Annotated in this window: 13 protein-coding genes, 2 tRNA genes and 3 rRNA genes; 2 read left to right on the top strand and 16 right to left on the bottom strand. The window is 58.4% G+C overall.

Features of this window, described 5'->3' with window-relative positions; translation table 11 throughout:
* Positions 1-87: 87 nt before the first annotated feature.
* A complete protein-coding gene (locus BFP95_RS12950; RefSeq protein WP_049711538.1) occupies positions 88-432 on the top strand; it encodes a cupin domain-containing protein in 345 nt (114 codons plus the stop codon).
* Positions 433-480: 48 nt separating this feature from the next.
* Here the strand turns inward: BFP95_RS12950 and mmsB are convergent, their stop codons facing one another.
* Both mmsB and BFP95_RS12940 read right to left on the bottom strand, forming a co-directional pair.
* On the bottom strand, positions 481-1,368 hold the full coding sequence (mmsB, locus tag BFP95_RS12945; protein WP_065880781.1) for a 3-hydroxyisobutyrate dehydrogenase: 888 nt from the start codon (positions 1,366-1,368) through the stop codon (positions 481-483).
* A gap of 14 nt (positions 1,369-1,382) precedes the next feature.
* Positions 1,383-2,900 (bottom strand): CoA-acylating methylmalonate-semialdehyde dehydrogenase, encoded by a 1,518-nt coding sequence (locus BFP95_RS12940; protein WP_065910234.1) that lies wholly within the window; start codon positions 2,898-2,900, stop codon positions 1,383-1,385.
* A gap of 132 nt (positions 2,901-3,032) precedes the next feature.
* On the opposite strand from BFP95_RS12940, the gene BFP95_RS12935 reads away from it, so the two are divergent.
* On the top strand, positions 3,033-3,980 hold the full coding sequence (locus tag BFP95_RS12935) for a LysR family transcriptional regulator (RefSeq protein WP_065874658.1): 948 nt from the start codon (positions 3,033-3,035) through the stop codon (positions 3,978-3,980).
* Positions 3,981-4,255: 275 nt separating this feature from the next.
* Here BFP95_RS12935 and BFP95_RS12930 read toward each other — a convergent pair whose 3' ends face one another.
* The 14 genes from BFP95_RS12930 to BFP95_RS12865 form a co-directional block, all read right to left on the bottom strand.
* Entirely contained in the window at positions 4,256-5,203 is a 948-nt protein-coding gene (locus BFP95_RS12930; protein ID WP_065880782.1) for a LysR substrate-binding domain-containing protein, read from the bottom strand.
* The gene (locus BFP95_RS12925) at positions 5,203-6,051 is read right to left on the bottom strand and encodes an EamA family transporter (RefSeq protein WP_065874656.1); all 849 of its coding nucleotides are present in this window, start codon (positions 6,049-6,051) and stop codon (positions 5,203-5,205) included. The genes BFP95_RS12930 and BFP95_RS12925 overlap by 1 nt, the downstream gene beginning before the upstream one ends.
* Before the next feature lie 54 nt (positions 6,052-6,105).
* On the bottom strand, positions 6,106-7,053 hold the full coding sequence (locus tag BFP95_RS12920; RefSeq protein WP_065880783.1) for a TauD/TfdA family dioxygenase: 948 nt from the start codon (positions 7,051-7,053) through the stop codon (positions 6,106-6,108).
* Positions 7,054-7,393: 340 nt separating this feature from the next.
* Positions 7,394-7,885, bottom strand: coding sequence for an OmpA family protein (locus tag BFP95_RS12915; RefSeq protein ID WP_065874654.1), 492 nt, complete (start codon positions 7,883-7,885; stop codon positions 7,394-7,396).
* Positions 7,886-7,889: 4 nt separating this feature from the next.
* Positions 7,890-9,152 carry a diguanylate cyclase domain-containing protein gene (locus BFP95_RS12910; protein WP_065874653.1) on the bottom strand — a complete coding sequence of 421 codons (1,263 nt, stop codon included), beginning with the start codon at positions 9,150-9,152 and terminating at the stop codon, positions 7,890-7,892.
* Entirely contained in the window at positions 9,149-9,724 is a 576-nt protein-coding gene (locus tag BFP95_RS12905) for a YfiR family protein (RefSeq protein ID WP_065874652.1), read from the bottom strand. The genes BFP95_RS12910 and BFP95_RS12905 overlap by 4 nt, the downstream gene beginning before the upstream one ends.
* Before the next feature lie 141 nt (positions 9,725-9,865).
* The gene (gene recD, locus BFP95_RS12900; RefSeq protein ID WP_065910232.1) at positions 9,866-11,938 is read right to left on the bottom strand and encodes an exodeoxyribonuclease V subunit alpha; all 2,073 of its coding nucleotides are present in this window, start codon (positions 11,936-11,938) and stop codon (positions 9,866-9,868) included.
* Positions 11,935-15,609 (bottom strand): exodeoxyribonuclease V subunit beta, encoded by a 3,675-nt coding sequence (gene recB, locus BFP95_RS12895; protein WP_065910230.1) that lies wholly within the window; start codon positions 15,607-15,609, stop codon positions 11,935-11,937. The genes recD and recB overlap by 4 nt, the downstream gene beginning before the upstream one ends.
* The gene (gene recC, locus BFP95_RS12890) at positions 15,606-19,058 is read right to left on the bottom strand and encodes an exodeoxyribonuclease V subunit gamma (protein WP_065890053.1); all 3,453 of its coding nucleotides are present in this window, start codon (positions 19,056-19,058) and stop codon (positions 15,606-15,608) included. The genes recB and recC overlap by 4 nt, the downstream gene beginning before the upstream one ends.
* 145 nt (positions 19,059-19,203) lie before the next feature.
* Positions 19,204-19,319 (bottom strand): 5S ribosomal RNA (gene rrf / locus BFP95_RS12885).
* Between the two features lie 156 nt (positions 19,320-19,475).
* Positions 19,476-22,367: ribosomal RNA gene (locus BFP95_RS12880) — 23S ribosomal RNA — on the bottom strand.
* 249 nt (positions 22,368-22,616) lie between these two features.
* Positions 22,617-22,692: transfer RNA gene (locus BFP95_RS12875), tRNA-Ala, on the bottom strand.
* A gap of 30 nt (positions 22,693-22,722) precedes the next feature.
* Positions 22,723-22,799 (bottom strand) — tRNA-Ile (locus BFP95_RS12870).
* A gap of 82 nt (positions 22,800-22,881) precedes the next feature.
* A 16S ribosomal RNA gene (locus BFP95_RS12865) occupies positions 22,882-24,418 on the bottom strand.
* The 16S, 23S and 5S rRNA genes sit together here with 2 tRNA genes alongside, the layout of an rRNA operon.
* Positions 24,419-24,739 lie beyond the last annotated feature (321 nt).

Raw genomic sequence — 24,739 nt, 5'->3', positions numbered from 1 at the left:
CTGGGCATCCCAATGTCGAGTCCAGACCACTGGCGCAACGCCCAAGGCCTTAGGGTGGATCTTTCCATTCACTGCCCTGGAGTCATCATGTCCACGCCCATCACCGTACTGCGCGACACCCACCCCCTGCCGGTCCTGGACGCGTGCAAATGGGAAAAGCTCGAAGGCGACCCACACACCGTCAACCTCAACGCCTACACCAGCGAAGACGGCAGCAAGATCATGGGCACCTGGATCTGCACACCGGGCAAGTGGTATGTGGACTACGTGAAGTGGGAATACTGCCACTTCCAGGAAGGCTACTGCATCATCACGCCAGAAGGCCTGGAGCCGATTCACTTGCGGGCTGGGGATATCTTTGTGGTGGAACCAGGGATGAAGGGGACGTGGGAAGTGGTCGAGACGGTGCGTAAGTATTTTGTGTTTGCTTGAGCCGCAAAAAACCGGGAGCCCGCCACAGGCAGGCCCCCGGAAAACGCCCTATTTGGGCTTGCGATAGCTGTTGATAATCGCCGAGAAGTCCTTGCCCCCTTCCCCACGCTGGCTCATTGATTGATACAACTGCTGGGCCACGGCGCCGAGGATCACCGGCTGCTTGGCCTGGCGCGCCGCTTCAGTGGCCAGGCCCAAATCCTTGAGCATCAAGTCGGCACCAAACCCACCGGTGTAGCCACGGGACGACGGCGCGGTTTCAATCACGCCCGGCCATGGGTTGTAGGTGTCGGAACTCCAGCAACGCCCGGTGGAGCTGTTGATAATGCCCGCCAGCACTTGCGTGTCGATACCCAACGCATCGCCCAGGGCCATGGCTTCGCTGACGCCGACCATGCTGATGCCCAGCAACAGGTTGTTGCAGATTTTGGCGATTTGCCCGGTGCCCACGTCGCCGCAATGCACGATATTGCGGCCCATCTGCGCCAGCACCGGTTGCAGGGTGGCGAACAGTTCCGGGTTGGCGCCGACCATGAAGGTCAGCGTACCCGCCTGGGCGCCACCCGTGCCGCCAGAGACTGGCGCGTCAGCCACGGCCACGCCTTGCTTGGCCGCTGCAGCCGCCACATCGCGGATGGTTTGCGGGTCGATGGTGCTGCAATCCACTGCGGGTACGCCCTTGCCGATGCCAGCGAGTACGCCGTCTTCATTCAGCCAGACGCTGCGCACGTGGGCTGCAGCCGGCAGCATGGTGATCACCAGCTCCGCGCCGTTGGACGCATCACGCGGTGAGTCGCTGATAGTGCCGCCCAACTCGGCCAGTTCCTTGAGCACCGTCTGGTTCAAGTCGAACAGGTTCAGCGCGTGGCCGGCCTTGATCAGGTTGCGAGCCATGGGCGCGCCCATGTTGCCCAAGCCGATAAATGCAATCTTCATGGTCGTCTCCCGAATCAGCGCAGGTTGATGGTGGTGTTGACGCCATCGTTGACTGTGTCGTCATCGAACCAGCGGCTGGTGACGGTTTTGGTCTGGGTGTAGAACTGCACCACTTGCTTGCCGTACGGGCCGAGGTCGCCGAGCTTGGAACCGCGGGAACCGGTGAAACTGAAGAACGGCACCGGCACCGGAATCGGGATGTTGATGCCGACCTGGCCTACATCGATTTCGCTCTGGAACTTACGCGCCGCCGCGCCGCTCTGGGTGAACAGGCCGGTGCCGTTGCCGAACGGGTTGGCGTTGACCAGTGCGATGGCCTCATCCAGGGTGTCGACTTCCAGCACCACAAGCACCGGCCCGAAAATTTCCTGGGTGTAGATTTGCATGGAGGGGGTCACGCCCGAGAACAGGGTCGGGCCGACAAAGTTGCCTTGCTCGTAGCCCGGCACCTTGATGTCGCGGCCGTCCAGCTCCAGCTTGGCGCCTTCTTTCACGCCGCTTTCGATCAATTCCAGGATACGTGCCTTGGCGCGCTTGGAGATCACCGGGCCCACATCCGTGCCCGCTTCGCTGCCCGCGTTGACCTTGAGCTTTTGCGCCAGCGCCTTGAGATCCGGCAGCCACTGCTTCGACGCGCCCACCAGCACCACCACCGAGGTGGCCATGCAACGCTGGCCTGCCGCGCCGAAACCGGCGCCGACCAGGGCATTGAGGGTGTGTTCGCGGTTGGCATCCGGCAGCACCACCGCGTGGTTCTTGGCACCCATCATCGATTGCACGCGCTTGCCGTGTTTGCCGGCCAGGTCGTAGACGTGAGTACCCACGGCAGTCGAGCCAACAAAGGACACGGCCTTGATGTCTTTGTGGGTGCACAGCGCATCCACCACATCCTTGCCGCCGTGCACCACGTTGAGTACGCCGGCCGGCACACCAGCTTCCAGCGCCAGCTCCACCAGCAGCATGGTCGACAGCGGATCCTGCTCGGACGGTTTAAGGACGAACGTGTTACCGCAGGCAATCGCCATCGGGAACATCCACAGCGGAATCATCGCCGGGAAGTTGAACGGGGTGATACCGGCGCACACGCCGATGGGTTGGCGCAGCGTGTAGGTATCGACGCCACCGGCGACGTTTTCAGCGAATTCGCCCATTTGCAGGGTGCCGATGGAACACGCGTGCTCCACCACTTCCAGGCCACGGAAAATATCGCCCTCGGCATCGGCAATGGTCTTGCCCTGCTCGTTGCTGAGCACCACGGCGATGCGCTTGGAATGTTCGCGGATCAAGGCTTGCAGCTTGAGCATGATGCGCATGCGCGCGCCGATCGGCGTCAGCTTCCAGGTCTGGAAGGCGCGATGGCCGGCGTCGATGGCGGCGTTCACTTCATCGGCCGTGGCGAACGGGACTTTGGCCAGCACCTGCTGGGTGGCCGGGTTGACGATGTCTTGCCACTCGGTGGTCTTGGACTCGACCCACTCGCCGTTGATCAGCAACTTGACCTGTTGCACGGAAATATCGGCAGATGCGTTCATGTGGTCTCCAAATCTTATAGTTATGCAGAGAACCAAGGCGTTGAATCGCCTTGAAGAATGAGGCGTTCGGACTGTTTTTGGAGTATAGATGTGCAAATCTCTAATAAGAACGCACATAAAAGCCGGACCAATATGCAAAAAAACATCACGTCGCTGGGCTCCCTGAACTGGGATGACCTGAAGTTTTTCCTCGAAGTGGCCCGCACCCGCAAGGCCAGCGTGGCCGCCAAGCGCCTGGCGGTGGACTACACCACCGTGTCGCGGCGCATCAGTTCACTGGAAGCGTCCCTCGGCACCCTGCTCTTCGAAAAATCCCGGACCAACGGCTTCGTCCTCACCCCCGAAGGCCAGCGTTTGCTGGGCTACGCGGAGTCCATCGAAAGCACCCTGCACATGGCTTGCGAACAGGTGTCCGGCTCCGGCGTGGCACTGTCCGGCCATGTGCGCATGGGCTGCACCGAAGGCTTCGGCAGCTTTTTCGTCACCCCGCAATTGAGCCACTTCGTCGACACCTACCCGGCGATCTCAGTGGACATCCTGCCCCTGCCCCACTTCATCAGCCTGTCCAAGCGCGAAGCCGACATCGTTATCGCCCTGGAGCGCCCGGAACACGGGCCCTACGTGTGCTGCAAATTGTGTGATTACAAACTGCAGCTGTACGCGACCCAAGAATACCTGGACCAACACCCGCCGATACAACGCCCGGCGGATTTGGCTGAGCATCCGTTCATCAGTTATGTGGATGACCTGGCGTTCAGCTCGGAGCTGCTGTACCTGGCGAACGTGGTGCCCGGCGCCAGCGCCAGCCTGCGCAGTACCAGCGTGATCGCGCAGTACGTGGCGGCGCAACAGGGGCGGTCGATGGCGATATTGCCGTGCTTTTTGGCGGCGCAGGATCCGCGGTTGCTGCCGGTGCTGGGGGCGCAGATTGCGATCACACGGCAGTTCTGGATGTATTGCCGGGAGGATTTGAGGAAGTTGAAGCGGATCACGTTGTTGTGGGATTACATCAGGGAAGTGACGGAGCAGAATCAGGGGTTGTTGATGGGGGAGACGCGGGAGATCAGGTTCGCGGATTAAAGGGCCATCAACGATGATTCGCTTTAAATAGCAGGACGTTTCCTAGAGGCTCTCTACCCCATTGCGCCTTACCGTTTGGGTCACTAGCCTCCTGACTTCGCTGCTCATCAGCGATCGGGTTTAGCGACTCTGATTAGTTGGGATGTGATGCCCAAGTATTGCCAGGCTTTTTATCTGTCTTTACCGTTTTATGGCGGCTGTACGCGGGAGACCTTCGGGTCTGCCGATAAGCGAACACCGTTCGAATGCGGGAGGAGCCTTGCTCCTTCCTACATTTAAACCGCACCAGCCCCGGCAATTTGCGGATACCGAGCCCGAACTTCGCGCAGAAACTTACTCGCACTGGTCTTGAGCCATTCAATCAGCCGAGCGATATCCGGCTCTAATTGCCGCCCGTTTCGACAAATGATGTAGTACGCCGCTGGCGACATCATCGCGGGGCTTTTCAACGCAACCAACGCGCCGTCTTCCAATTGGTCGTATACCAACGCAGTCCTGCCCAGTGCGATGCCTGTGCCCTTCACCGCCAGGCTGATCGCCAGGCTCGAATCCGGAAATCGCGGCCCATGGTGATAAGGCGGCGCCGCCAGCCCCTGAAACGCAAACCAGCTTTCCCACCCCGGACACACCTGATCGTCCACCCGATGAATCAGCGGGTACCGGGAGACATCCTCCAGTGAAATATCCCCCTTCAACCGTAGAAATTCCGGCGAGCAAACGGGAAATACTGCGTCGCACATCAGCAGTTCAACATGATGATCCGGATAATCGCCGTACCCCATCACCACCGCGACATCGTATTGATGAGCTTCCAGGCTGGTGCTGTTCATATCGGCGCTAGTCAACACCAGATCAAGGTTGAACGAGGCCTCTGTGTGCGACCCATGCATCCTGGGGATTAGCCACGTCGAACAGAGAGAAGACGTGCATGAGAGGTACAACGGTCGGGATTTACCGGGGTTGAGAGATTGCAGTACCCCATCCAGCGCCTTGAAAAAACCATCGGTAACCGGCAACAAGGCTTGCCCCGCCGGCGTCAGCTTGACGCCGCGTGAATGCCGCTCAAACAACTGCACGCCCCACCATTCCTCCAGGCCCGCAATTTGATGACTAATGGCGCTGGCAGTGAGGTTAAGCTCAGACGCCGCACGCGCAAAACTACCGGTTTGCGCAGCGCTGACGAACGCTTGAAGCATCGGTGTGGGAGGCGGACGCTGAGCCATCAGGTGCTCACTTTGATCAAGATGATCCCGCTAACAATGACGAATGCCGACAGCATCCGTCGCCAGCCGAACCGTTCATGAAAAAACAGCGCGGCAATAATGGCGCCGATAATAACACTGGTTTCCCGCAGCGCTGAGACCTTGGCCACCGCGTCCAGCGACAACGCAAACAACACCAGTGCGTAGGACGCCAAGTAAAAAACGCCGCCTAATAGGCCGACTCGCCAATGCCCACGTATGGCTTGAGCCAAAGCCGAGCGCTCTTTGGAAAATGCCAGCAGTGGGATCGGAATACTCTGGAACACCGTCAGGTAGATGATGTACTGCAGCACCGTCTCGCTGGCTCTTACACCTTTGGCGTCCACTACCGTGTAAGACGCGATAAACGCTCCAGCGCACACCGCCATCAGGATCGGCTTGAACATCTGCGCCGTCATCCTGTGCACGAAGGTCAGGCTGATAATTCCCACACATATCAGCGACACCCCCACCAGCGCCTGAAGTGACAACTGTTCATGCAGCAGAAAGTAGGAAAACAGCGCGACCAATACCGGCGGTACCCCACGCATCACCGGGTAAACCTGACCGAAGTCACCCGTTTCGTACGCTTTGACCAGAAATAACCGATAGACCGTATTGAGTATCACCGAGACGAGGATATAACCCCCTACCTCCAGGCTCGGCACACTGACAAGAGGCAACGCCAGCAGGCATATCACCAGCGCGGAGCCATCCACCATGGCCAAGGTCATGAAGCGACTGCTACCGGCGCGGACTACGGCGTTCCAAGTGGCGTGCATAAAGGCAGAGATCAGGACCAGCGTGATCGCGATATCGGAGTTGTCCATGGGGTTCGGCTTATGGCGGATAGTGGGGGGATGTAAGTTATGAGCATCGGTGCATCATTGTTTGCGTAACCACATCCGTAGCATGTAGCGATTTAGATCGTTCAAGGATTCCGCATCATCAATCACGCAACGTGGAGTATTCATATCTATAAAGTGCGTGCGGGTGTGGAGAAACTTGTTATCGGCTGAAATGAGTACCTGCCCTGGTTCCAGCAACACTCGATGCTGAACCGATGACTGATCGAGAACGGTGTCCAGAAAGTCTAGCGCTTGGGATTGGGCCACTGTTAACGGCACTCCCGCCTTAAGGTGAGCGGACTCAATGTAGACGCGAAAATATCTGATCAGCGGGATACCCTCATTGGAAAAGCTCAAAATAGGTGTTTTGAACAACTGTTCCTCATCTGACATACCGCGGTTTTCAAAAAAGAAGTCGCACTTAAGCTCTTCCAATATTTCTGGAAACGCCATCAGCTCTGCGTATACCGCGCTTGCATCAATCAGAATGCTCTCACCTCCCAAAAGCGCTTTTTGTCCGCAAGCCAAGATCAAGTAATCGATAGGCAACGGGTCGCTCACTCCATCGTTGTGCACATAGGCACCTTGGCGGGTTTGATGGTATCTCGCACCTTCCTCAATGCTCTTACCGCCTCTGTCATAAACCTCAATCACCTTGTGACCGAGATGGTTTTGCACCATTGGCACACCGAGTAGAGATCCAAATGTCCATATCAGCGATTTGAAACTTGCAAGTTTGTCGACCTTAAAACCATCAAGAATCAAGACATGGCTTTCATGATCGACCATGGTTCGGATTCTATCTAGCTCCTTATTCAGGACGGGTAATTGTAGAGGATTGATGTGCGCGGCTTTGGTATCGAATCGAACTCCCTTACGCTCAGACTCGAACAACTCTCTTGCGCTCAACAGCTCGTCAAAAGCAATGTTTGAAAGTCTAGCTTTAGAAACTTCCTGGCGGAAATTACTGACGTTTATGCTCATCGCAGTCCTTTACGGTGGTTAGTTGGCGCGGCCATTTAACTAAGCCCACCCTTTGCGAAAAAGCGAAACCTCGTCAGCCTAGCCATCAAGATTCGTCATGGCAGACGTCTCCTACAGGAAACATACTTGACGGTCTTTGCTGAGATACGGTGATGGTGCATCAACGCAGGCGATGACACCGGGCAGCTAAGCGAACACTGTAGCAAGGCACCGCAAAACCCACTGTGGGAGCTGGCTTGCCTGCGATGGCAGTGTGTCAGTCAGTACATCGCGTACTGATACACCGCGTTTGCAGGCAAGCCAGCTCCCACATTTTGACTGCATTTCAAATTGAATTCGCTCAGCCCGCACTCACCACGATCGACACTCGCCGATTCTCGGTGCGCCCTTCAGCGGTGTCATTGGAGACCACCGGTTTGCTACTGCCCAAGCCGCGCAGCTGGATGTTTTCTTCTTTCATACCCACGCCGGTCAGCACCGTGGCCACGCTTTTGGCACGGCGCAGGGACAGCTGCTGATTGTAGGTTTCCTTGCCAGACGCATCGGTGTGGCCATCGACGCGAACGCGTTCGATACCTACGCCAAGCAGGGCCTTGCCGATACGCTGGACGATGTCGGTGCTGGGTTGGTTGAGGGTCTCGACATCGCTGCCAAACAGCACTTTGCCGGACAGGCCGAATGACCAGCCTTCGTCGGTCATTTCAAAGCCTTGCTGCTTGAGGACCGCGACCTGCGCTGGGGTCAGGCCTTTGGGTGGGGGCGTCTGACAGCCGCCGAGGGCGAGCAGTGCCATCAGCAGGGTGATCAACATGAAACGTGCGGTGGTGAACAAGGGGTCAACTCCTGTGTTGAAGATTGACGGCGGCGTGCTCCGACTCCGCCGTGTGCTGGCCGCCCGAGGACAGGCGCTTGGCCTGGTACATCGCCGCGTCGGCCGCATTGAGCAGGGTGCCGGGGGTGGCACCATGATCGGGGTAGATGGCGATGCCGATACTCAGGGAGGTCAATACCTCGGTATTGCCGGGCACGGGGATCGGCAGGTCCATGCTGGCAATGATTTTGTCGGCGATACGCTCGGCGTCTGCCACCTTGTGCAACGGCGCCAGCAGGATGGCGAACTCGTCTCCCCCCAGGCGCGCCACCAGGTCATCTTCACGCAATTGCGCACGCACACGCTGGGCGACGGCCACAAGGACGGCATCGCCGGCGGCATGGCCAAAACTGTCATTGATCTCTTTGAAGCGGTCGCTGTCGAGATAGAGCACCGCCACCTGTTCTTTGACTTTGGCGGCGCTGCGCAGGGCGCGAATCAGGCGGCCTTCGAAGAACGCCCGGTTGGGCAAACCGGTGAGGCTGTCGTGGTTGGCCTGGTGGGCGAGGAATTCGTTTTCGCTCTGCAGGTGGCTTTGCCAGGCTTCCATCTCGCCGAGCAAGGCATTGAAGTCACTGCCCAGACTGTCGAGCTCGGCGATTTGCGCCGGCGGTACGCGGCGATCGAAGTCACGCTCGCTACGAGCGGCGTGGGCCACGGCGGCAAGGCTTTGCAGCGGGCCGGTGATGCCCCGCAACAGGCGTCGCGCCAAATGCAGGGCAACCCACGCGCTGAGGGCGGTGCAGATCAGGATGCCAGCCAGACCACTGAGCAGGAAGCGCAGCAAGCTACCGCCGTGGCCAGTGAGAAGAATGCTGCCGACGGCTCGCCCTTGGTGGAGGATCGGCTGGCTGATGGGTTGCTCGAGCAGGGTATGCGCCAACTCCAGCTCAACCCGCGACAGCATGCTGGTTTCCGGGCGCACCCACTGAGCCAGCAACTTGCCATTGGCATCAAGGACTTCAGCCTGGGCCACCTCTTCGGTGGAGGCAATCACGCTGAGGGCCTCGGTGGCCGCCGCACTGTCGTTGAACACCACCGCTGCCTCAACGGTATAGCTGATAGAGCGCGCGATCAGGTGCAAGTTGTGTTCGGCATAGACCCTCAGCGCCAGCACGCCGAGCAGCGTCAGGGAAACACTGGCCAGAATCACCGCCACCAGCGCCAGGATCAGGTGCCCCCGGCCGATGACCGAGCGTAGCGTCGGTCGCACTTTATCGGCCTTCATGGTGCGGGCGCTCGGCGACGTGACAACTGCAACACGCTGGGGTGAATACGTACGCCACTGCGGGCGACGGAGTCGAGATTGACTTCGAATGACACTTGCTCATCACTCACCCGCAGGCAGAACAGGCTGCCCACGGTGCACTGGTCGCCGCCTTCGCTGATGCTGAGCACCGGGTGGCCGATCAATGAGGTAAACAGCTGGCTGCGCTCATCGGCACTGAGTTTGCCGATGTACACCGCATCGCAGGCGTCGACGATATCGGGATGGCTGGCCAGCAGGCGTTGCACAACGACCGGACGGCCGGTGGCCTGGGTCGTGCCTTTGACCAGGTCGTCGGTGTATTGGGTCGGGCCGACGATACACAGGCGCAATTGCGCAGGCTCTACCGGCCAGCGCGCATAACTGAGGATACCGAGCACCACTTGGGTGACCGCTTGGGCACGGTGGGCGGCAAGGTCAATGGGCTCGGGCGCCTGGGCGAAGACGCGTGGTGCGAGCACGCACAGGGCCGCCACCAGCAACATGCGTCTCCAGCTCAAACTGCGCTCTGTGGGCGAGACAGCCACGTTCATGCAGCGATACTCTCAGTTTTTTTTCAGATGATGCCGCAACGATAGCACAGTGGTGGAACCCCTCAGCGGAATGGGTCTTCACGTGGCCCGCTATTTTTTCAGAAAAATCAGACGCCTGAATAAGAAATATTACATGACCTGTCACTCAGTTTTTTCTGATTCGTGCCCCAGCTCAAGCACCAGCCCACTCAAGCGCTTGACCTTGCGCCTTACCGCTTCTTCAAACACGCCGCCACGCGGTTCGATCAGGCTGAACCAGCGCTTGGCCCGGGTGATGCCGGTGTAGATCAGTTCTTTGGTGAGCACCGGGTTGAGCGCATCCGGCAGGATCAATGCCGTGTGGATGAACTCCGATCCCTGGGATTTATGCACGGTCATCGCGTACACGGTTTCCACATCATTCAGGCGGCTGGGCAGCACAAAACGCACGCCGCCCTGGCCATCGTTACGTGGGAAGGCGACACGCAGTACCTGCGGGCCGCCATCGCTTTCGGGCAATTTGAGGGCGATGCCGATGTCGCCGTTCATCAAGCCCAGGCCGTAATCGTTGCGGGTCATGAGCACCGGGCGGCCTTCGTACCATTGCTCGTCGCCCTCGACCAGCCGCACCTTGCGCAAGGCTGCGGTGATGCGCAGATTCAGGCCTTCCACACCCCAAGGGCCTTTGCGTACCGCGCAGAGCAGTTGGAAGGCATCGAAGGCTTGCAGCAGTTGTTGCGCCCAACGGGTCCAGGCGGGGGCTTCGCGTGGGGTGTCGGGAGATGGACGCGCGCTTTGCAGCAGGTTGAGGTAGTAGCGATAACCTTGGGCGCCGTCGCTGCACTGCCCGTCCAGGACCAGGCGCTCGAGGGCGTGGTCGCGCTCGCCCTTCAGGCTGACGCAGAACAGGTCACTGTGGCTGCGTGCCGTCAGCAGCTTACGGGCTTCTTCAGCATTTTGCTGGTTGACCCAACGCGCCAGTTGGCCGATGCCACTGCCTTCGCCGAAACGGCGTGAGTAACGCAGCATCACCACTTGCTGGGCCAGGGGATGGCTGCCGTCGAGGTCTGCCTGCAGGCCACTGGTGCTGAGGTCTTCGCCACTGACGGCTTGCAGCCATTGGCGGGTCTCGGCGCTGTAGAAGCCGGCTTCCGCGTCGCGGCACAAATCACCGAGCACGGCACCCGCTTCTACCGAAGCGAGTTGGTCCTTGTCGCCCAGTAGCACAAGCCGTGCATGGGGCGGCAAGGCGTCGAGCAGGTTGGCCATCATTTCCAGGTCAATCATCGAGGCTTCGTCCACCACCAGCACATCCAAGGGCAATGGGTTGCCGATGTGATGACGGAAATGCCGCGTGCCCGGGCGACTGCCGAGCAAGCGGTGGACAGTGGTGACCTGAGTCGGGATCTTTTCCTTCACGTTGTCCGGCACTTTCAGCGACAGCACTTGCTGGCTGATGGACTCGGTGAGGCGTGCAGCGGCCTTGCCGGTGGGCGCAGCCAGGCGAATGCGCAGTGGGCTGCCGGTTTCCACCGCCGGCGCCTGCAACAGCGCGAGCAGGCGCACCACGGTGGTGGTCTTACCGGTGCCGGGGCCGCCGGTGACGATGCTGAATGCTCCGCGAGTGGCCAGGGCGCAGGCGAGCTTTTGCCAATCGATCACGCCGTCAGGCGGCGGCTGGTCGAACAGGCTGTCAAGGCGCTGCGGCAAATCGGCGGCGACGCTTTCCTGGGTGGCGAGCCGCAGGCGCAAGGCGGTGTCGATACGTCGCTCGTAGGTCCAGTAGCGGCGCAGGTACAGGCGTTTGCCGGACAGGACCAATGGGCGACTCTGGGCGGCTTCGCTGCCATCAACTGCCAACGCGACCAGATGGCTGGCGGCCAGCGTGTGGCACCAGTGGGCGCCGTCGAGGCCGTCGAGCAACTGCGACGGCAGCAGCATGGCGCCGGTTTGCAGGTCGCCTTCAGGCGGCAACGACAGGGCGAAGTCCGGGGCTTTGAGCGTTTCGAACAGGTCGAGGCAGACGTGGCCATGGCCCAGTTGATGGCTGGTCAGCGCAGCGGCCAGCAGCACCAGCGGGTCAGCGTGCGGATCAAGTTCGTGCAGGAAGCCGACGAAGGCTTTGTCCAGGGCGCGCAACCAACCGCGATCCACCCAACGCTCCAGCAGCTGCACCAGGTCAGTGGCACGGCTGAGAGGCATCAGGTCCTCGAGCGGTAACGGCGACAGGCTCATAGCAGCACTCCTTGTTCCCAGGCGGGCTCAACCTTGGGCGGGAGGGGCTTGCCCTGGAACAGCAGGTCCAGGCCTTCGATCAGTTCCCGTGGTGGCCGGGTGAAATACGCGCCCTGGCTCACGGACTGGGTGCCGCGCAGGAATAGGTAAAGCGCACCGCCGACATGGCGGTCGTAGTCGTAGTCCGGCAGGCGCGCCTTGAGTTGGCGGTGCAGGGCCAGCAGGTAAAGTACGTATTGCAGGTCGTACCGATGCTCGAGGATCGACTGTTCCATGGCGTCCTGTGTATAGGCCGAATCGTCGGGGCCGAGCCAGTTGGATTTGTAGTCGGCCACGTAATAGCGGCCGTCATGTTCGAACGTCAAATCGATAAAGCCCTTGAACATACCGTTGAGCAACACGGGTTCGGCGGCGACGCGGGAAACGCCGTTGTGGGTGTACTGGCACACCAGTTTGTCGAGGGCGAGTACGTCGACTTTATGGCTGGCGAACCAGAACTCCATTTCGATCTGGTAATGCTGCAGGCTTTTCAGGCTGACGTGATCGTTGTCCACAGGCAGCGCCGCTTGCAGTAAGTGGCCCAGCCAACTGCTGAGGGTGACGATCCAACCTTCCCAGTTGCGGCGATTGCAACGAGCCCCTACGGCTTTTTCGATAGCCTCGGGGGTGACGTTGAAGCCCTCCTCCCCCGCCCACTCCAGCAGACCGTGGAGAAAGGTCCCAGGGTTCGGACCGCGTGGGAACCGGTGAATGTCGCCGCCGGACGCCGCTAACTCGCGGGGAGCGTCGGGGTCGAGGCGTTCGTCATCGAACAGCTTTTGGGCTTGTGGGCTTTCCGGCGCTTCGAGACTGGCGGCACTCATGCTGTCGCCAATGCGCAAGGCGCTGTAGGAGGCGATCCACCAGTTTTCGGCCGCCTTGCGTTTGGGCAGCAAGGGCGCTCTAAGCAGGGCTTCGTTGCGCGGCGGGTGGAAGATGATGTCTTGCGCGTCGGGCACGTGGGCATAGTGGATTGCGGTGCAACCTTCTTGCAGATCCAACAACCAGCGCGCCAGACCCGTGGACTCTCCCAGCGATGCACCCGCGCCAAGCAAATAGCCCAACGCCGACAAGTGCAACACGGAGCTATTGCTGTTGCCACGCTTGAGGTCGGCGATGCCGAGCCAGCACGCATGTTTGGCACGGGTCAGGGCTACATAGAGCAGGCGCAGATCTTCGGCCAGGCGCTCGTTGTCGGCCTGGTCGATCAACTCGGCGGTCGGACGCAGACTGACCTGCGACTTGCCGTGTTCATCATGGTAGTGAAGGGGCAAACGGCTGCCATCGACTGGTTTGGCTGAGCAGATGAAAGGCAGGAAGACCAAGTCGTATTCCAGGCCCTTGGATTTGTGGATAGTCACCACCTTGACCAATTGTTCATCACTTTCCAGGCGCAGGATTTGTTCCTCACCCGCCTGGCCCGACAGCGCCAGGTGTTCGGCCAAGTGGCGGATCAGCGCCTGTTCGCCGTCCAGTTCCGATGCGGCCTGTTGCAGCAGTTCGCTGAGGTGCAGCAGGTTGGTCAGCACACGTTCGCCGTCACTGCGCGCGATCAGGGTTTGCGGCAGTTTAAAATCGTGGAGCAGGCGACGCAGCATTGGCAGCACACCTTGGGTGCGCCAGATCACGCGATAGCCACGGAACTGCATGACGCGGCTTTCCCATGCGAGTTCGTCCTGGTTCAGGCGCTCCAGTTCCGGAAGTGACAGGTTCAGGGTGACGCAAGCCAGGGCAGCGCGCAGCGGGCGCTCAACATCCGGCTCGGCGCAGGCCTTGAGCCAGGCCAGCAGGTCGTGGGCTTCCTGGGCAGCGAAGACCGAGTCTTTGTCGGACAGGTACACACTGCGCACGCCACGCGCAGCCAGTTCAGCCCGCACGACTTGAGCTTCCTTGCCGTCGCGAACGAGGATGGCGATATCTGACGGAAGCACGCCGTTGAAGCTCGCGTCCGGTTGTAGGAAACCGGCTGTGCCTTGCTGTCCGCCGTTGAGCAATTCAACAATCTGCGTGGCACAGGCGGCAGCCAATTGCTGACGGTAAACCACGTTGGAAACCGGCTGTTCTGTGGGCAAATGCCAGAGGTTCATCGCCGGCAGCGTTTGGCCATTAACGTGCAATCGTTCCTTGCGGCCTTGGGACAGCACCGAGTGGAACGGCACCGGATTCTGACCATCCGGTTCGCGGAACAGGAACGCGCCACGGCCTTTTTCTGCGCGCTGGAACACGTGGTTCACTGCCTCGACCATCGCATGGCTGGAGCGGAAGTTGGTGCCCAGCGTGTGGTGGCGGCCGGTGGTGGACTGGCGGGCGCGCAAGTAAGTGTAAATGTCAGCGCCACGGAAGGCGTAGATCGCTTGCTTGGGGTCGCCGATCAGAAACAGGCCACTGTCGAGGTGGTTTTCTTCGATGCGGTAGATGCTGTCGAAGATGCTGTACTGCACTGGGTCGGTGTCCTGGAACTCGTCGATCAGGGCCACCGGGAATTGCTCGCGGATGACACTGGCAAGGCGTTCGCCGCCGTCAGCTTTCAGCGCGGCGTTGAGGCGGATGAGCATGTCGTCGAAGCCCATTTCGGCGCGGCGGCGTTTTTCTTCTTCGAAGCGTTGCCCCACCCAGCCGGCGGCGTGCTGCAACACAGCGGCCTCGGGGGTTGGCAACGCATCGAGGGCCGACTTGAGACCGGCCATGGCGTCGATGCCAGGATGCTGGGGCGGCTCGCCCTTCCAGGCTTCGGCCATACCGTCGGGCGTGAGGCGGGTGAAGCCAGTACCGATATCGAGTTGTTCGAGAGTGTCGTCAGCAGCCCAGGCGCCGATCTTTTCGAACCACGGCTCGAAATAACGCGCTTGCATCTTGCGGCCGTCGACGGCTTTGGCGGCCACGGCTTGCAGGCAGATATCGCGTAGCTCGGCGGCCCATTGTTGCCAGGGCGCCTTGATGGTTGTCAGCGCTTCGCGACGCTCTTGCAGGCAAGCCGTTATCAGTTCGGCGGGTTCGCGGGCTTCATCGCTGGGCCGTTCACTGCCGAACAGCGCGCGCACCCGTGGCATCAACGCGGCAGGGCCACCCCAGTTATTGCGCACCCAGTTGAGGGCGTCGTCGTGCATCGGGTAGCAGAACAGCCGCCAGTAGTCGCGCAGCACTTCGCCGAGCAGGTCGCTGTGGTCGGTTTCCAGGGTCTGGGTGAACAGGCTACCGCTGTCGAACGCGTGCTCGCGCAGCATGCGCTGGCACCAGCTGTGGATAGTCGAGACAGCAGCTTCGTCCATCCATTGCGCGGCGATGTCCAGGCGGTTGGCGCAGGCGGGCCACTGTTCGGGTGGGTACTCGTCGCGCAGATCAGCGATCAGGGCGTCGGGCTGTTCAATTTCTTCGCGGAAGAACCGCGCGGCCTCGGCAAGACGAATGCGGATGCGTTCGCGCAGCTCTTTGGTGGCGGCGTCAGTGAACGTCACTACCAGGATTTGCGGCGGCAACAGCTCGCGACCAAAACCGGAGTCGTCGCCACCGTGGCCGAGGACCAGACGCAGGTAAAGGGCGGAGATAGTGAACGTCTTGCCGGTACCGGCGCTGGCTTCAATCAGCTGGCTGCCCTTGAGCGGGAAGGCAAGGGCCAAAGGTTTGCGGGTCATGCGCCGGCCTCCTCACCTGTGAGTGAGCGCCATGGAGCGTTGATCAGGGGGCGATACAGGGTTTCGCACCAACCTTCGAATTCTTCGCTGGCGATGAGCGCGGCGTAGTCGGGGAATTGCCGGGTGAGCGCTGGGGTTTCGCGACGTTCGCCGTCGGAGGTCAGGGCGTCGCCTTCGTAGGCTTTACTGGCGGCCGCCTGGGCCTTGACGGGGTCGGTTTGACCGAGCCAGGCGAAGGCGGTTTTGACGGCCACGGGCAGCGGTTTGCTCATGCCTGTGTGCCAGGCGAGCAGCAGGTTGCCGAGGATTTCCTGTGCGATGGACTTATCCAGAGGCGGCAGGAGCAAGGTGTCGTCACTGGCCACCAAGCCGGTGCTTAAAGGCAGGCCGCAAGCGCAGGCAACCACGTGATTGACCCAAGGGCGAATGAGGCGATGCCACTTGCGTGTCTTGATCGAGCCAATGCTGTTGGGGATGGTGGTGACGCTTAGCAGGCCGCCATCACTGCGTCGATGCAGACCGCTGATCCAGCCTTCCAATTGAACACCTCGATACTCAAAACTGACAGGTTCTGCGCCAGTATGCCGGGTGGGCCAAAGGGCCAACAATTGTTGATAGCGTTGCAGCAGGTCGGGCAACGGCTCGATCAATTCGTTGCGCAGGCATTCGCCGAAACCGACCATAGGCAACAGGCCACTGCCTTGCAGTCGCAAGGCCTGGGCGTGTAGGGCCTGCTCGAGATGATCGGGTTCAGTGAGTGCGGCGTTCAGCAGGCTGTCGCTTAGACTGTAGCGTTGCAGTGCGTCGAGGACGAAGGGTTCTTCGTCGGCCAACGGCACTTCGGCGGCTTCGAAGAATACTTTCAGACGTTGGCTGAAGAAGTGTTTGACTGGGTTGCGTAGGAAGTCTTGTAACTGGCCGAGGCTCAGGGGCTCGTCCTGTTTGTGCGGTGCCAGGTCGTGTTCTGTTGGGGTGGCGTCGCAGGCTTCGTGGAGCAATTGCCATTCGCGGGCGTAGCTGAATAGCGCGTCGCCCTCATGGAAGTAGCGGGCGCTGAACGGTTGCAGTGGATGCTCTTGGGTCATGGCTTCGATAAGCGCTTCATCGCTGTTTGCGTGACGCCAGCCGCTGGCGAGATGGTCGCGTAGTTGGCCGATCAGTACCGAGGCAGGGCGGTCGCTGTTGTCGCGGATGCTGCGGCCCACCCAACTGATGTAAAGCTGGTCACGCGCTGAAAGCAGGGCTTCGAGCAGCAGGTACCGATCGTCTTCACGGCGTGAACGGTCGCCGGGGCGGTAATCACTGCCCATCAGGTCGAAGTCCAGCGGTGGTTGGGCGCGGGGGTAATCGCCGTCGTTCATGCCGAGCAGGCAAACGAGCTTGAACGGGATCGCACGCATGGGCATCAGGGTGCAGAAATTAACAGCCCCGGCGAGAAAGCGCTGGGACAGGCGCCCTTGGTCCAGGCCAGCCAGCCAGGCTTCACGGACTACGGTGAGAGGTAACTCGTCTTGTAGGCCCACGGACTCGCAGGTTTCCAGCCAGGTCTCTCGGAGTTGTTCGAGTTGGCCCAACAGGTAGTCGTCGTGTTCGCTGCTCGGTAGGAAGAACAGCTGCATCAGGCGTTGCAGGCGTTCGCCCCACGTCTGCGGAGGCGCGGGGTGCGACAGGGCTTGATGGGCGTCACTGAGTGCGTCGAGCAAGGCGACCAGCGGGCCGATCAGGGCGGCGTCGAGACCACCGATTTCGTCGTAGGGCTCGATGCCGTCCCACGCGGCGCCGGTGCCTACGGCGTAACCGAGCAACATGCGGCGCAGGCCGAAACGCCAACTGTTTTGTTCCAGTTCCGTGGGCAGGCCCAGGCCTGCGCGCTGTTCGGCGTTGAGGCCCCAGCGGATGCCGGCGCCTTCAATCCAGCGGTGCAGTGTGGGCAGGTCGCGTTCCTTGATGGCGAAGCGTTCGCGCAGGGCAGGAACGTCAAGCAGATCGAGGATTTCGCTGACAGGGAAGCGGCTGTCGGGGATTTTCAGCAGATGTTCGACGGCGATCAGCAGAGGGTCGCGGCCGCGCTGGCCTTGGTCAGTCAGGGTGAACGGGATGAAGCGCGGGTCGTTGCGCTCAAGCTGGCCGAACACGGCGCGGATATGCGGCGCGTAACTGTCGACGTCGGGGACCATGACGATGATGTCCCTGGGACGCAGCGTGGGGTCGGCGCTAAAACGTTGGAGCAGTTGGTCGTGGAGGATTTCTACTTCGCGTTGAGCGCTGTGGGCGATGTGGAAGCGGATTGAGGTATCTCGCTCCAGATCGACGGCAGGCCATAGTTCGCGGGTTTCATTGAGTGGGCGCAGTTCGAGGATATCGTCCTGGAGCTGATTGAGCAGCGTGGTGGGATCGCTGTCACTGAATAGGTCGATACGACCATCGCGGAACGCTGCACGGTAGCTGTTGGGGTCATCGTAGCTGTCCAGCAAGCTGATGTAGTCACGGCCTTGTTTGCCCCAGGCAGCCAGTAGCGGGTGGGCGTGCTGGTGCAGGGTTTGTGGATCGATAGTGACCGGCATGCCGGATTTACGCGCTTGGCGTTTGTATTCGTTACGCAGCAGGTCTTTGTCGGCGACGATGTCGGACCAGTGATGGCGACACGGGTTGTGTACGCAAAGCAGGACTTGGCTGAATCGTGCGAGCCCGGCAAGGGCTTCCAGCGCCTGTGCTGGCAACGAGGAGATTCCGAAAACAATGACTCGGGATGGCAGCCCTGGTGGGGCGCTCTCGAGCGTATTGATGCGTTCGATGAAGCGTTGGTGGACGCCTGCACGGCTTTCGGCCATGCCTTCTTCACCGACATCCAACAGCAGTGCGCGCCACAGTTCGGCTTGCCAGCAGTTAGCAGGATTGAGCGGTTTGGCGTCGCCCCGGCCGTTACGCAGTTGGTGGCGGCCGGCAGCCCAGTCTTCCAGCCAGTCGGCGCGGTAGACCTGGTATTGGTCGAACAAGTCAGCCAGGCGCTCGGCGAGTTGGTAGCGTTTACGCAGGTCGGTGTCGTGGGTGAGGAAGCGCTGCAACGGTTCGAAGTGCGGCTGATCGATAAGCTCTGGGAGCAGGCGCATCAGGCGCCAGGTCAGGGGGGCCTTGTCCAGCAGGGACTTGGGCGGGATTTCGTCACGGCCAAGCACCATTCGGTAGAGCTGCCACATGAAGCTGCCGGGCAGTTGCACGTCAATTGCGGCAGCAATACCGCAGCCGCCCATGTCATCCTCTTCCGGATCTTCAGCCAGGGCCAACTTGAGCCATTGAGCGATGCCGTTGCTTTGCACCAGGGCGATTTCGTTTTCCAGGGGCGCCAGGGGGTAGCGTCGCATCCAGCTGACCACCAGGCTGCGCAGTTCATCCAGGCGATTGCCGTGAACCACCATGAATCCAGCGCTGAGGGACGTCGCATCCGGCATAACGGCTTCCTTGGGAAAAGCAAAATCGAGGGTGCGACTTTAGCACTGTGGACAGTTATTGGCGGAATTGGGATGTTAGATGTCTTTTCGACCGCCCAAAACAAAACCCCTGTTCGCGTTAGCAAACAGGGGTTTCGGAATTTAATCTTGACGATGACCTACTCTCACATGGGGAAACCCCACACTACCATCGGCGATGCATCGTTTCACTACTGAGTTCGGGATGGGATCAGGTGGTTCCAATGCTCTATGGTCGTCAAGAAATTCGGGTACTGAGTCGTGGCCAGATGGCCTCGCTTCAGCAAATTGGGTATGTGACAGCTTTCGGTGTTTTCGTGAGATCGAACTTTCGGTTCTATCGTCTTCACACACCGCAATCTGATGCTCGTTAGAGTAGTCAAATTGCTTGGGTGTTATATGGTCAAGCCTCACGGGCAATTAGTATTGGTTAGCTCAACGCCTCACAGCGCTTACACACCCAACCTATCAACGTCGTAGTCTTCGACGGCCCTTCAGGGGACTCAAGGTCCCAGTGAGATCTCATCTTGAGGCTAGTTTCCCGCTTAGATGCTTTCAGCGGTTATCTATTCCGAACATAGCTACCCGGCAATGCCACTGGCGTGACAACCGGAACACCAGAGGTTCGTCCACTCCGGTCCTCTCGTACTAGGAGCAGCCCCTCTCAAATCTCAAACGTCCACGGCAGATAGGGACCGAACTGTCTCACGACGTTCTAAACCCAGCTCGCGTACCACTTTAAATGGCGAACAGCCATACCCTTGGGACCGGCTTCAGCCCCAGGATGTGATGAGCCGACATCGAGGTGCCAAACACCGCCGTCGATATGAACTCTTGGGCGGTATCAGCCTGTTATCCCCGGAGTACCTTTTATCCGTTGAGCGATGGCCCTTCCATACAGAACCACCGGATCACTAAGACCTACTTTCGTACCTGCTCGACGTGTCTGTCTCGCAGTCAAGCGCGCTTTTGCCTTTATACTCTACGACCGATTTCCGACCGGTCTGAGCGCACCTTCGTACTCCTCCGTTACTCTTTAGGAGGAGACCGCCCCAGTCAAACTACCCACCATACACTGTCCTCGATCCGGATAACGGACCTGAGTTAGAACCTCAAAGTTGCCAGGGTGGTATTTCAAGGTTGGCTCCACGCAGACTGGCGTCCACGCTTCAAAGCCTCCCACCTATCCTACACAAGCAAATTCAAAGTCCAGTGCAAAGCTATAGTAAAGGTTCACGGGGTCTTTCCGTCTAGCCGCGGATACACTGCATCTTCACAGCGATTTCAATTTCACTGAGTCTCGGGTGGAGACAGCGCCGCCATCGTTACGCCATTCGTGCAGGTCGGAACTTACCCGACAAGGAATTTCGCTACCTTAGGACCGTTATAGTTACGGCCGCCGTTTACCGGGGCTTCGATCAAGAGCTTCGCGTTAGCTAACCCCATCAATTAACCTTCCGGCACCGGGCAGGCGTCACACCCTATACGTCCACTTTCGTGTTTGCAGAGTGCTGTGTTTTTAATAAACAGTCGCAGCGGCCTGGTATCTTCGACCGGCATGAGCTTACGGAGCAAGTCCTTCACCCTCACCGGCGCACCTTCTCCCGAAGTTACGGTGCCATTTTGCCTAGTTCCTTCACCCGAGTTCTCTCAAGCGCCTTGGTATTCTCTACCCAACCACCTGTGTCGGTTTGGGGTACGGTTCCTGGTTACCTGAAGCTTAGAAGCTTTTCTTGGAAGCATGGCATCAACCACTTCGCTAACTAAAAGTTAGCTCGTCATCAGCTCTCGGCCTTAAGATCCCGGATTTACCTAAGATCTCAGCCTACCACCTTAAACTTGGACAACCAACGCCAAGCTGGCCTAGCCTTCTCCGTCCCTCCATCGCAATAACCAGAAGTACAGGAATATTAACCTGTTTTCCATCGACTACGCTTTTCAGCCTCGCCTTAGGGACCGACTAACCCTGCGTCGATTAACGTTGCGCAGGAAACCTTGGTCTTTCGGCGTGGGTGTTTTTCACACCCATTGTCGTTACTCATGTCAGCATTCGCACTTCTGATACCTCCAGCAAGCTTCTCAACTCACCTTCACAGGCTTACAGAACGCTCCTCTACCGCATCACTTACGTGATACCCGTAGCTTCGGTGTATGGTTTGAGCCCCGTTACATCTTCCGCGCAGGCCGACTCGACTAGTGAGCTATTACGCTTTCTTTAAAGGGTGGCTGCTTCTAAGCCAACCTCCTAGCTGTCTAAGCCTTCCCACATCGTTTCCCACTTAACCATAACTTTGGGACCTTAGCTGACGGTCTGGGTTGTTTCCCTTTTCACGACGGACGTTAGCACCCGCCGTGTGTCTCCCATGCTCGGCACTTGTAGGTATTCGGAGTTTGCATCGGTTTGGTAAGTCGGGATGACCCCCTAGCCGAAACAGTGCTCTACCCCCTACAGTGATACATGAGGCGCTACCTAAATAGCTTTCGAGGAGAACCAGCTATCTCCGAGCTTGATTAGCCTTTCACTCCGATCCACAGGTCATCCGCTAACTTTTCAACGGTAGTCGGTTCGGTCCTCCAGTTAGTGTTACCCAACCTTCAACCTGCCCATGGATAGATCGCCCGGTTTCGGGTCTATTCCCAGCGACTAGACGCCCTATTAAGACTCGCTTTCGCTACGCCTCCCCTATTCGGTTAAGCTCGCCACTGAAAATAAGTCGCTGACCCATTATACAAAAGGTACGCAGTCACCCAACAAAGTGGGCTCCCACTGCTTGTACGCATACGGTTTCAGGATCTATTTCACTCCCCTCTCCGGGGTTCTTTTCGCCTTTCCCTCACGGTACTAGTTCACTATCGGTCAGTCAGTAGTATTTAGCCTTGGAGGATGGTCCCCCCATATTCAGACAAAGTTTCTCGTGCTCCGTCCTACTCGATTTCATGACTAAGAGATTTTCGCGTACAGGGCTATCACCCACTATGGCCGCACTTTCCAGAGCGTTCCGCTAATCTCAAAGCCACTTAAGGGCTAGTCCCCGTTCGCTCGCCACTACTAAGGGAATCTCGGTTGATTTCTTTTCCTCAGGGTACTTAGATGTTTCAGTTCCCCTGGTTCGCTCCATACACCTATGTATTCAGTGTAAGGTAACCATCTTATGATGGCTGGGTTCCCCCATTCAGACATCTCCGGATCAAAGTCTGTTTGCCGACTCCCCGAAGCTTTTCGCAGGCTACCACGTCTTTCATCGCCTCTGACTGCCAAGGCATCCACCGTATGCGCTTCTTCACTTGACCATATAACCCCAAGCAATCTGGTTATACTGTGAAGACAACATTCGCCGAAAATTCGATAATACTCAAAACTGAGTAACTCACAAATTTTACCTTAGCCTGATCCGTTACCAGTGAAAGTAACGTTCAGTCTATCTTTCTATCACATACCCAAATTTTTAAAGAACGATCTAATCAAAGACTAGAAATCAACATTCACCATCATAACGATGGAATGCTCATTTCTAAGCTTTCATAACGTAGAAGCAGTAGTGGTGGAGCCAAACGGGATCGAACCGTTGACCTCCTGCGTGCAAGGCAGGCGCTCTCCCAGCTGAGCTATGGCCCCGTATTTCTACAGGCGTTTCCCACACAAAATTGGTGGGTCTGGGCAGATTCGAACTGCCGACCTCACCCTTATCAGGGGTGCGCTCTAACCAACTGAGCTACAGACCCAATTTCGGGCTGCTTCTTATCGTCTTCTTCAATGAATCAAGCAATTCGTGTGGGAACTTATGGAGCAGCTGATGTCGTCGATTAAGGAGGTGATCCAGCCGCAGGTTCCCCTACGGCTACCTTGTTACGACTTCACCCCAGTCATGAATCACACCGTGGTAACCGTCCTCCCGAAGGTTAGACTAGCTACTTCTGGTGCAACCCACTCCCATGGTGTGACGGGCGGTGTGTACAAGGCCCGGGAACGTATTCACCGCGACATTCTGATTCGCGATTACTAGCGATTCCGACTTCACGCAGTCGAGTTGCAGACTGCGATCCGGACTACGATCGGTTTTCTGGGATTAGCTCCACCTCGCGGCTTGGCAACCCTCTGTACCGACCATTGTAGCACGTGTGTAGCCCAGGCCGTAAGGGCCATGATGACTTGACGTCATCCCCACCTTCCTCCGGTTTGTCACCGGCAGTCTCCTTAGAGTGCCCACCATTATGTGCTGGTAACTAAGGACAAGGGTTGCGCTCGTTACGGGACTTAACCCAACATCTCACGACACGAGCTGACGACAGCCATGCAGCACCTGTCTCAATGTTCCCGAAGGCACCAATCTATCTCTAGAAAGTTCATTGGATGTCAAGGCCTGGTAAGGTTCTTCGCGTTGCTTCGAATTAAACCACATGCTCCACCGCTTGTGCGGGCCCCCGTCAATTCATTTGAGTTTTAACCTTGCGGCCGTACTCCCCAGGCGGTCAACTTAATGCGTTAGCTGCGCCACTAAAAGCTCAAGGCTTCCAACGGCTAGTTGACATCGTTTACGGCGTGGACTACCAGGGTATCTAATCCTGTTTGCTCCCCACGCTTTCGCACCTCAGTGTCAGTATTAGTCCAGGTGGTCGCCTTCGCCACTGGTGTTCCTTCCTATATCTACGCATTTCACCGCTACACAGGAAATTCCACCACCCTCTACCATACTCTAGTCAGTCAGTTTTGAATGCAGTTCCCAGGTTGAGCCCGGGGATTTCACATCCAACTTAACAAACCACCTACGCGCGCTTTACGCCCAGTAATTCCGATTAACGCTTGCACCCTCTGTATTACCGCGGCTGCTGGCACAGAGTTAGCCGGTGCTTATTCTGTCGGTAACGTCAAAACAATCACGTATTAGGTAACTGCCCTTCCTCCCAACTTAAAGTGCTTTACAATCCGAAGACCTTCTTCACACACGCGGCATGGCTGGATCAGGCTTTCGCCCATTGTCCAATATTCCCCACTGCTGCCTCCCGTAGGAGTCTGGACCGTGTCTCAGTTCCAGTGTGACTGATCATCCTCTCAGACCAGTTACGGATCGTCGCCTTGGTGAGCCATTACCTCACCAACTAGCTAATCCGACCTAGGCTCATCTGATAGCGCAAGGCCCGAAGGTCCCCTGCTTTCTCCCGTAGGACGTATGCGGTATTAGCGTCCGTTTCCGAACGTTATCCCCCACTACCAGGCAGATTCCTAGGCATTACTCACCCGTCCGCCGCTCTCAAGAGAAGCAAGCTTCTCTCTACCGCTCGACTTGCATGTGTTAGGCCTGCCGCCAGCGTTCAATCTGAGCCATGATCAAACTCTTCAGTTCAAACATCTTTGGGTTTTTAAGAAACCCTAAACTTGGCTCAGCAATCGTTGGTTACATCTTTGATTTCTCGCGGAGTAACTTGTGATGCTGATAATCTTGTTGACTATCAGTCTGACTCCACAAGCACCCACACGAATTGCTTGATTCAGTTGTTAAAGAGCGGTTGGTTAAGATCTTTCGTCTCAACCGAGGCGCGCATTCTACAGCAGCCTCATTTGCTGTCAAGTGATTATTTTCAGAAGTTTTCGAAGAATTCTTCAACAACTTCAACCACTTGCGCTTCCGATCTCTCGTTAGCGGGAGGCGAATTCTACAGCGTTA

It is taken from the genome of Pseudomonas sp. 58 R 12 (assembly GCF_900005865.1).
Classification (GTDB): Bacteria; Pseudomonadota; Gammaproteobacteria; order Pseudomonadales; family Pseudomonadaceae; genus Aquipseudomonas; species Aquipseudomonas tritici.
This window is presented reverse-complemented; position numbering and strand designations above follow the sequence as displayed.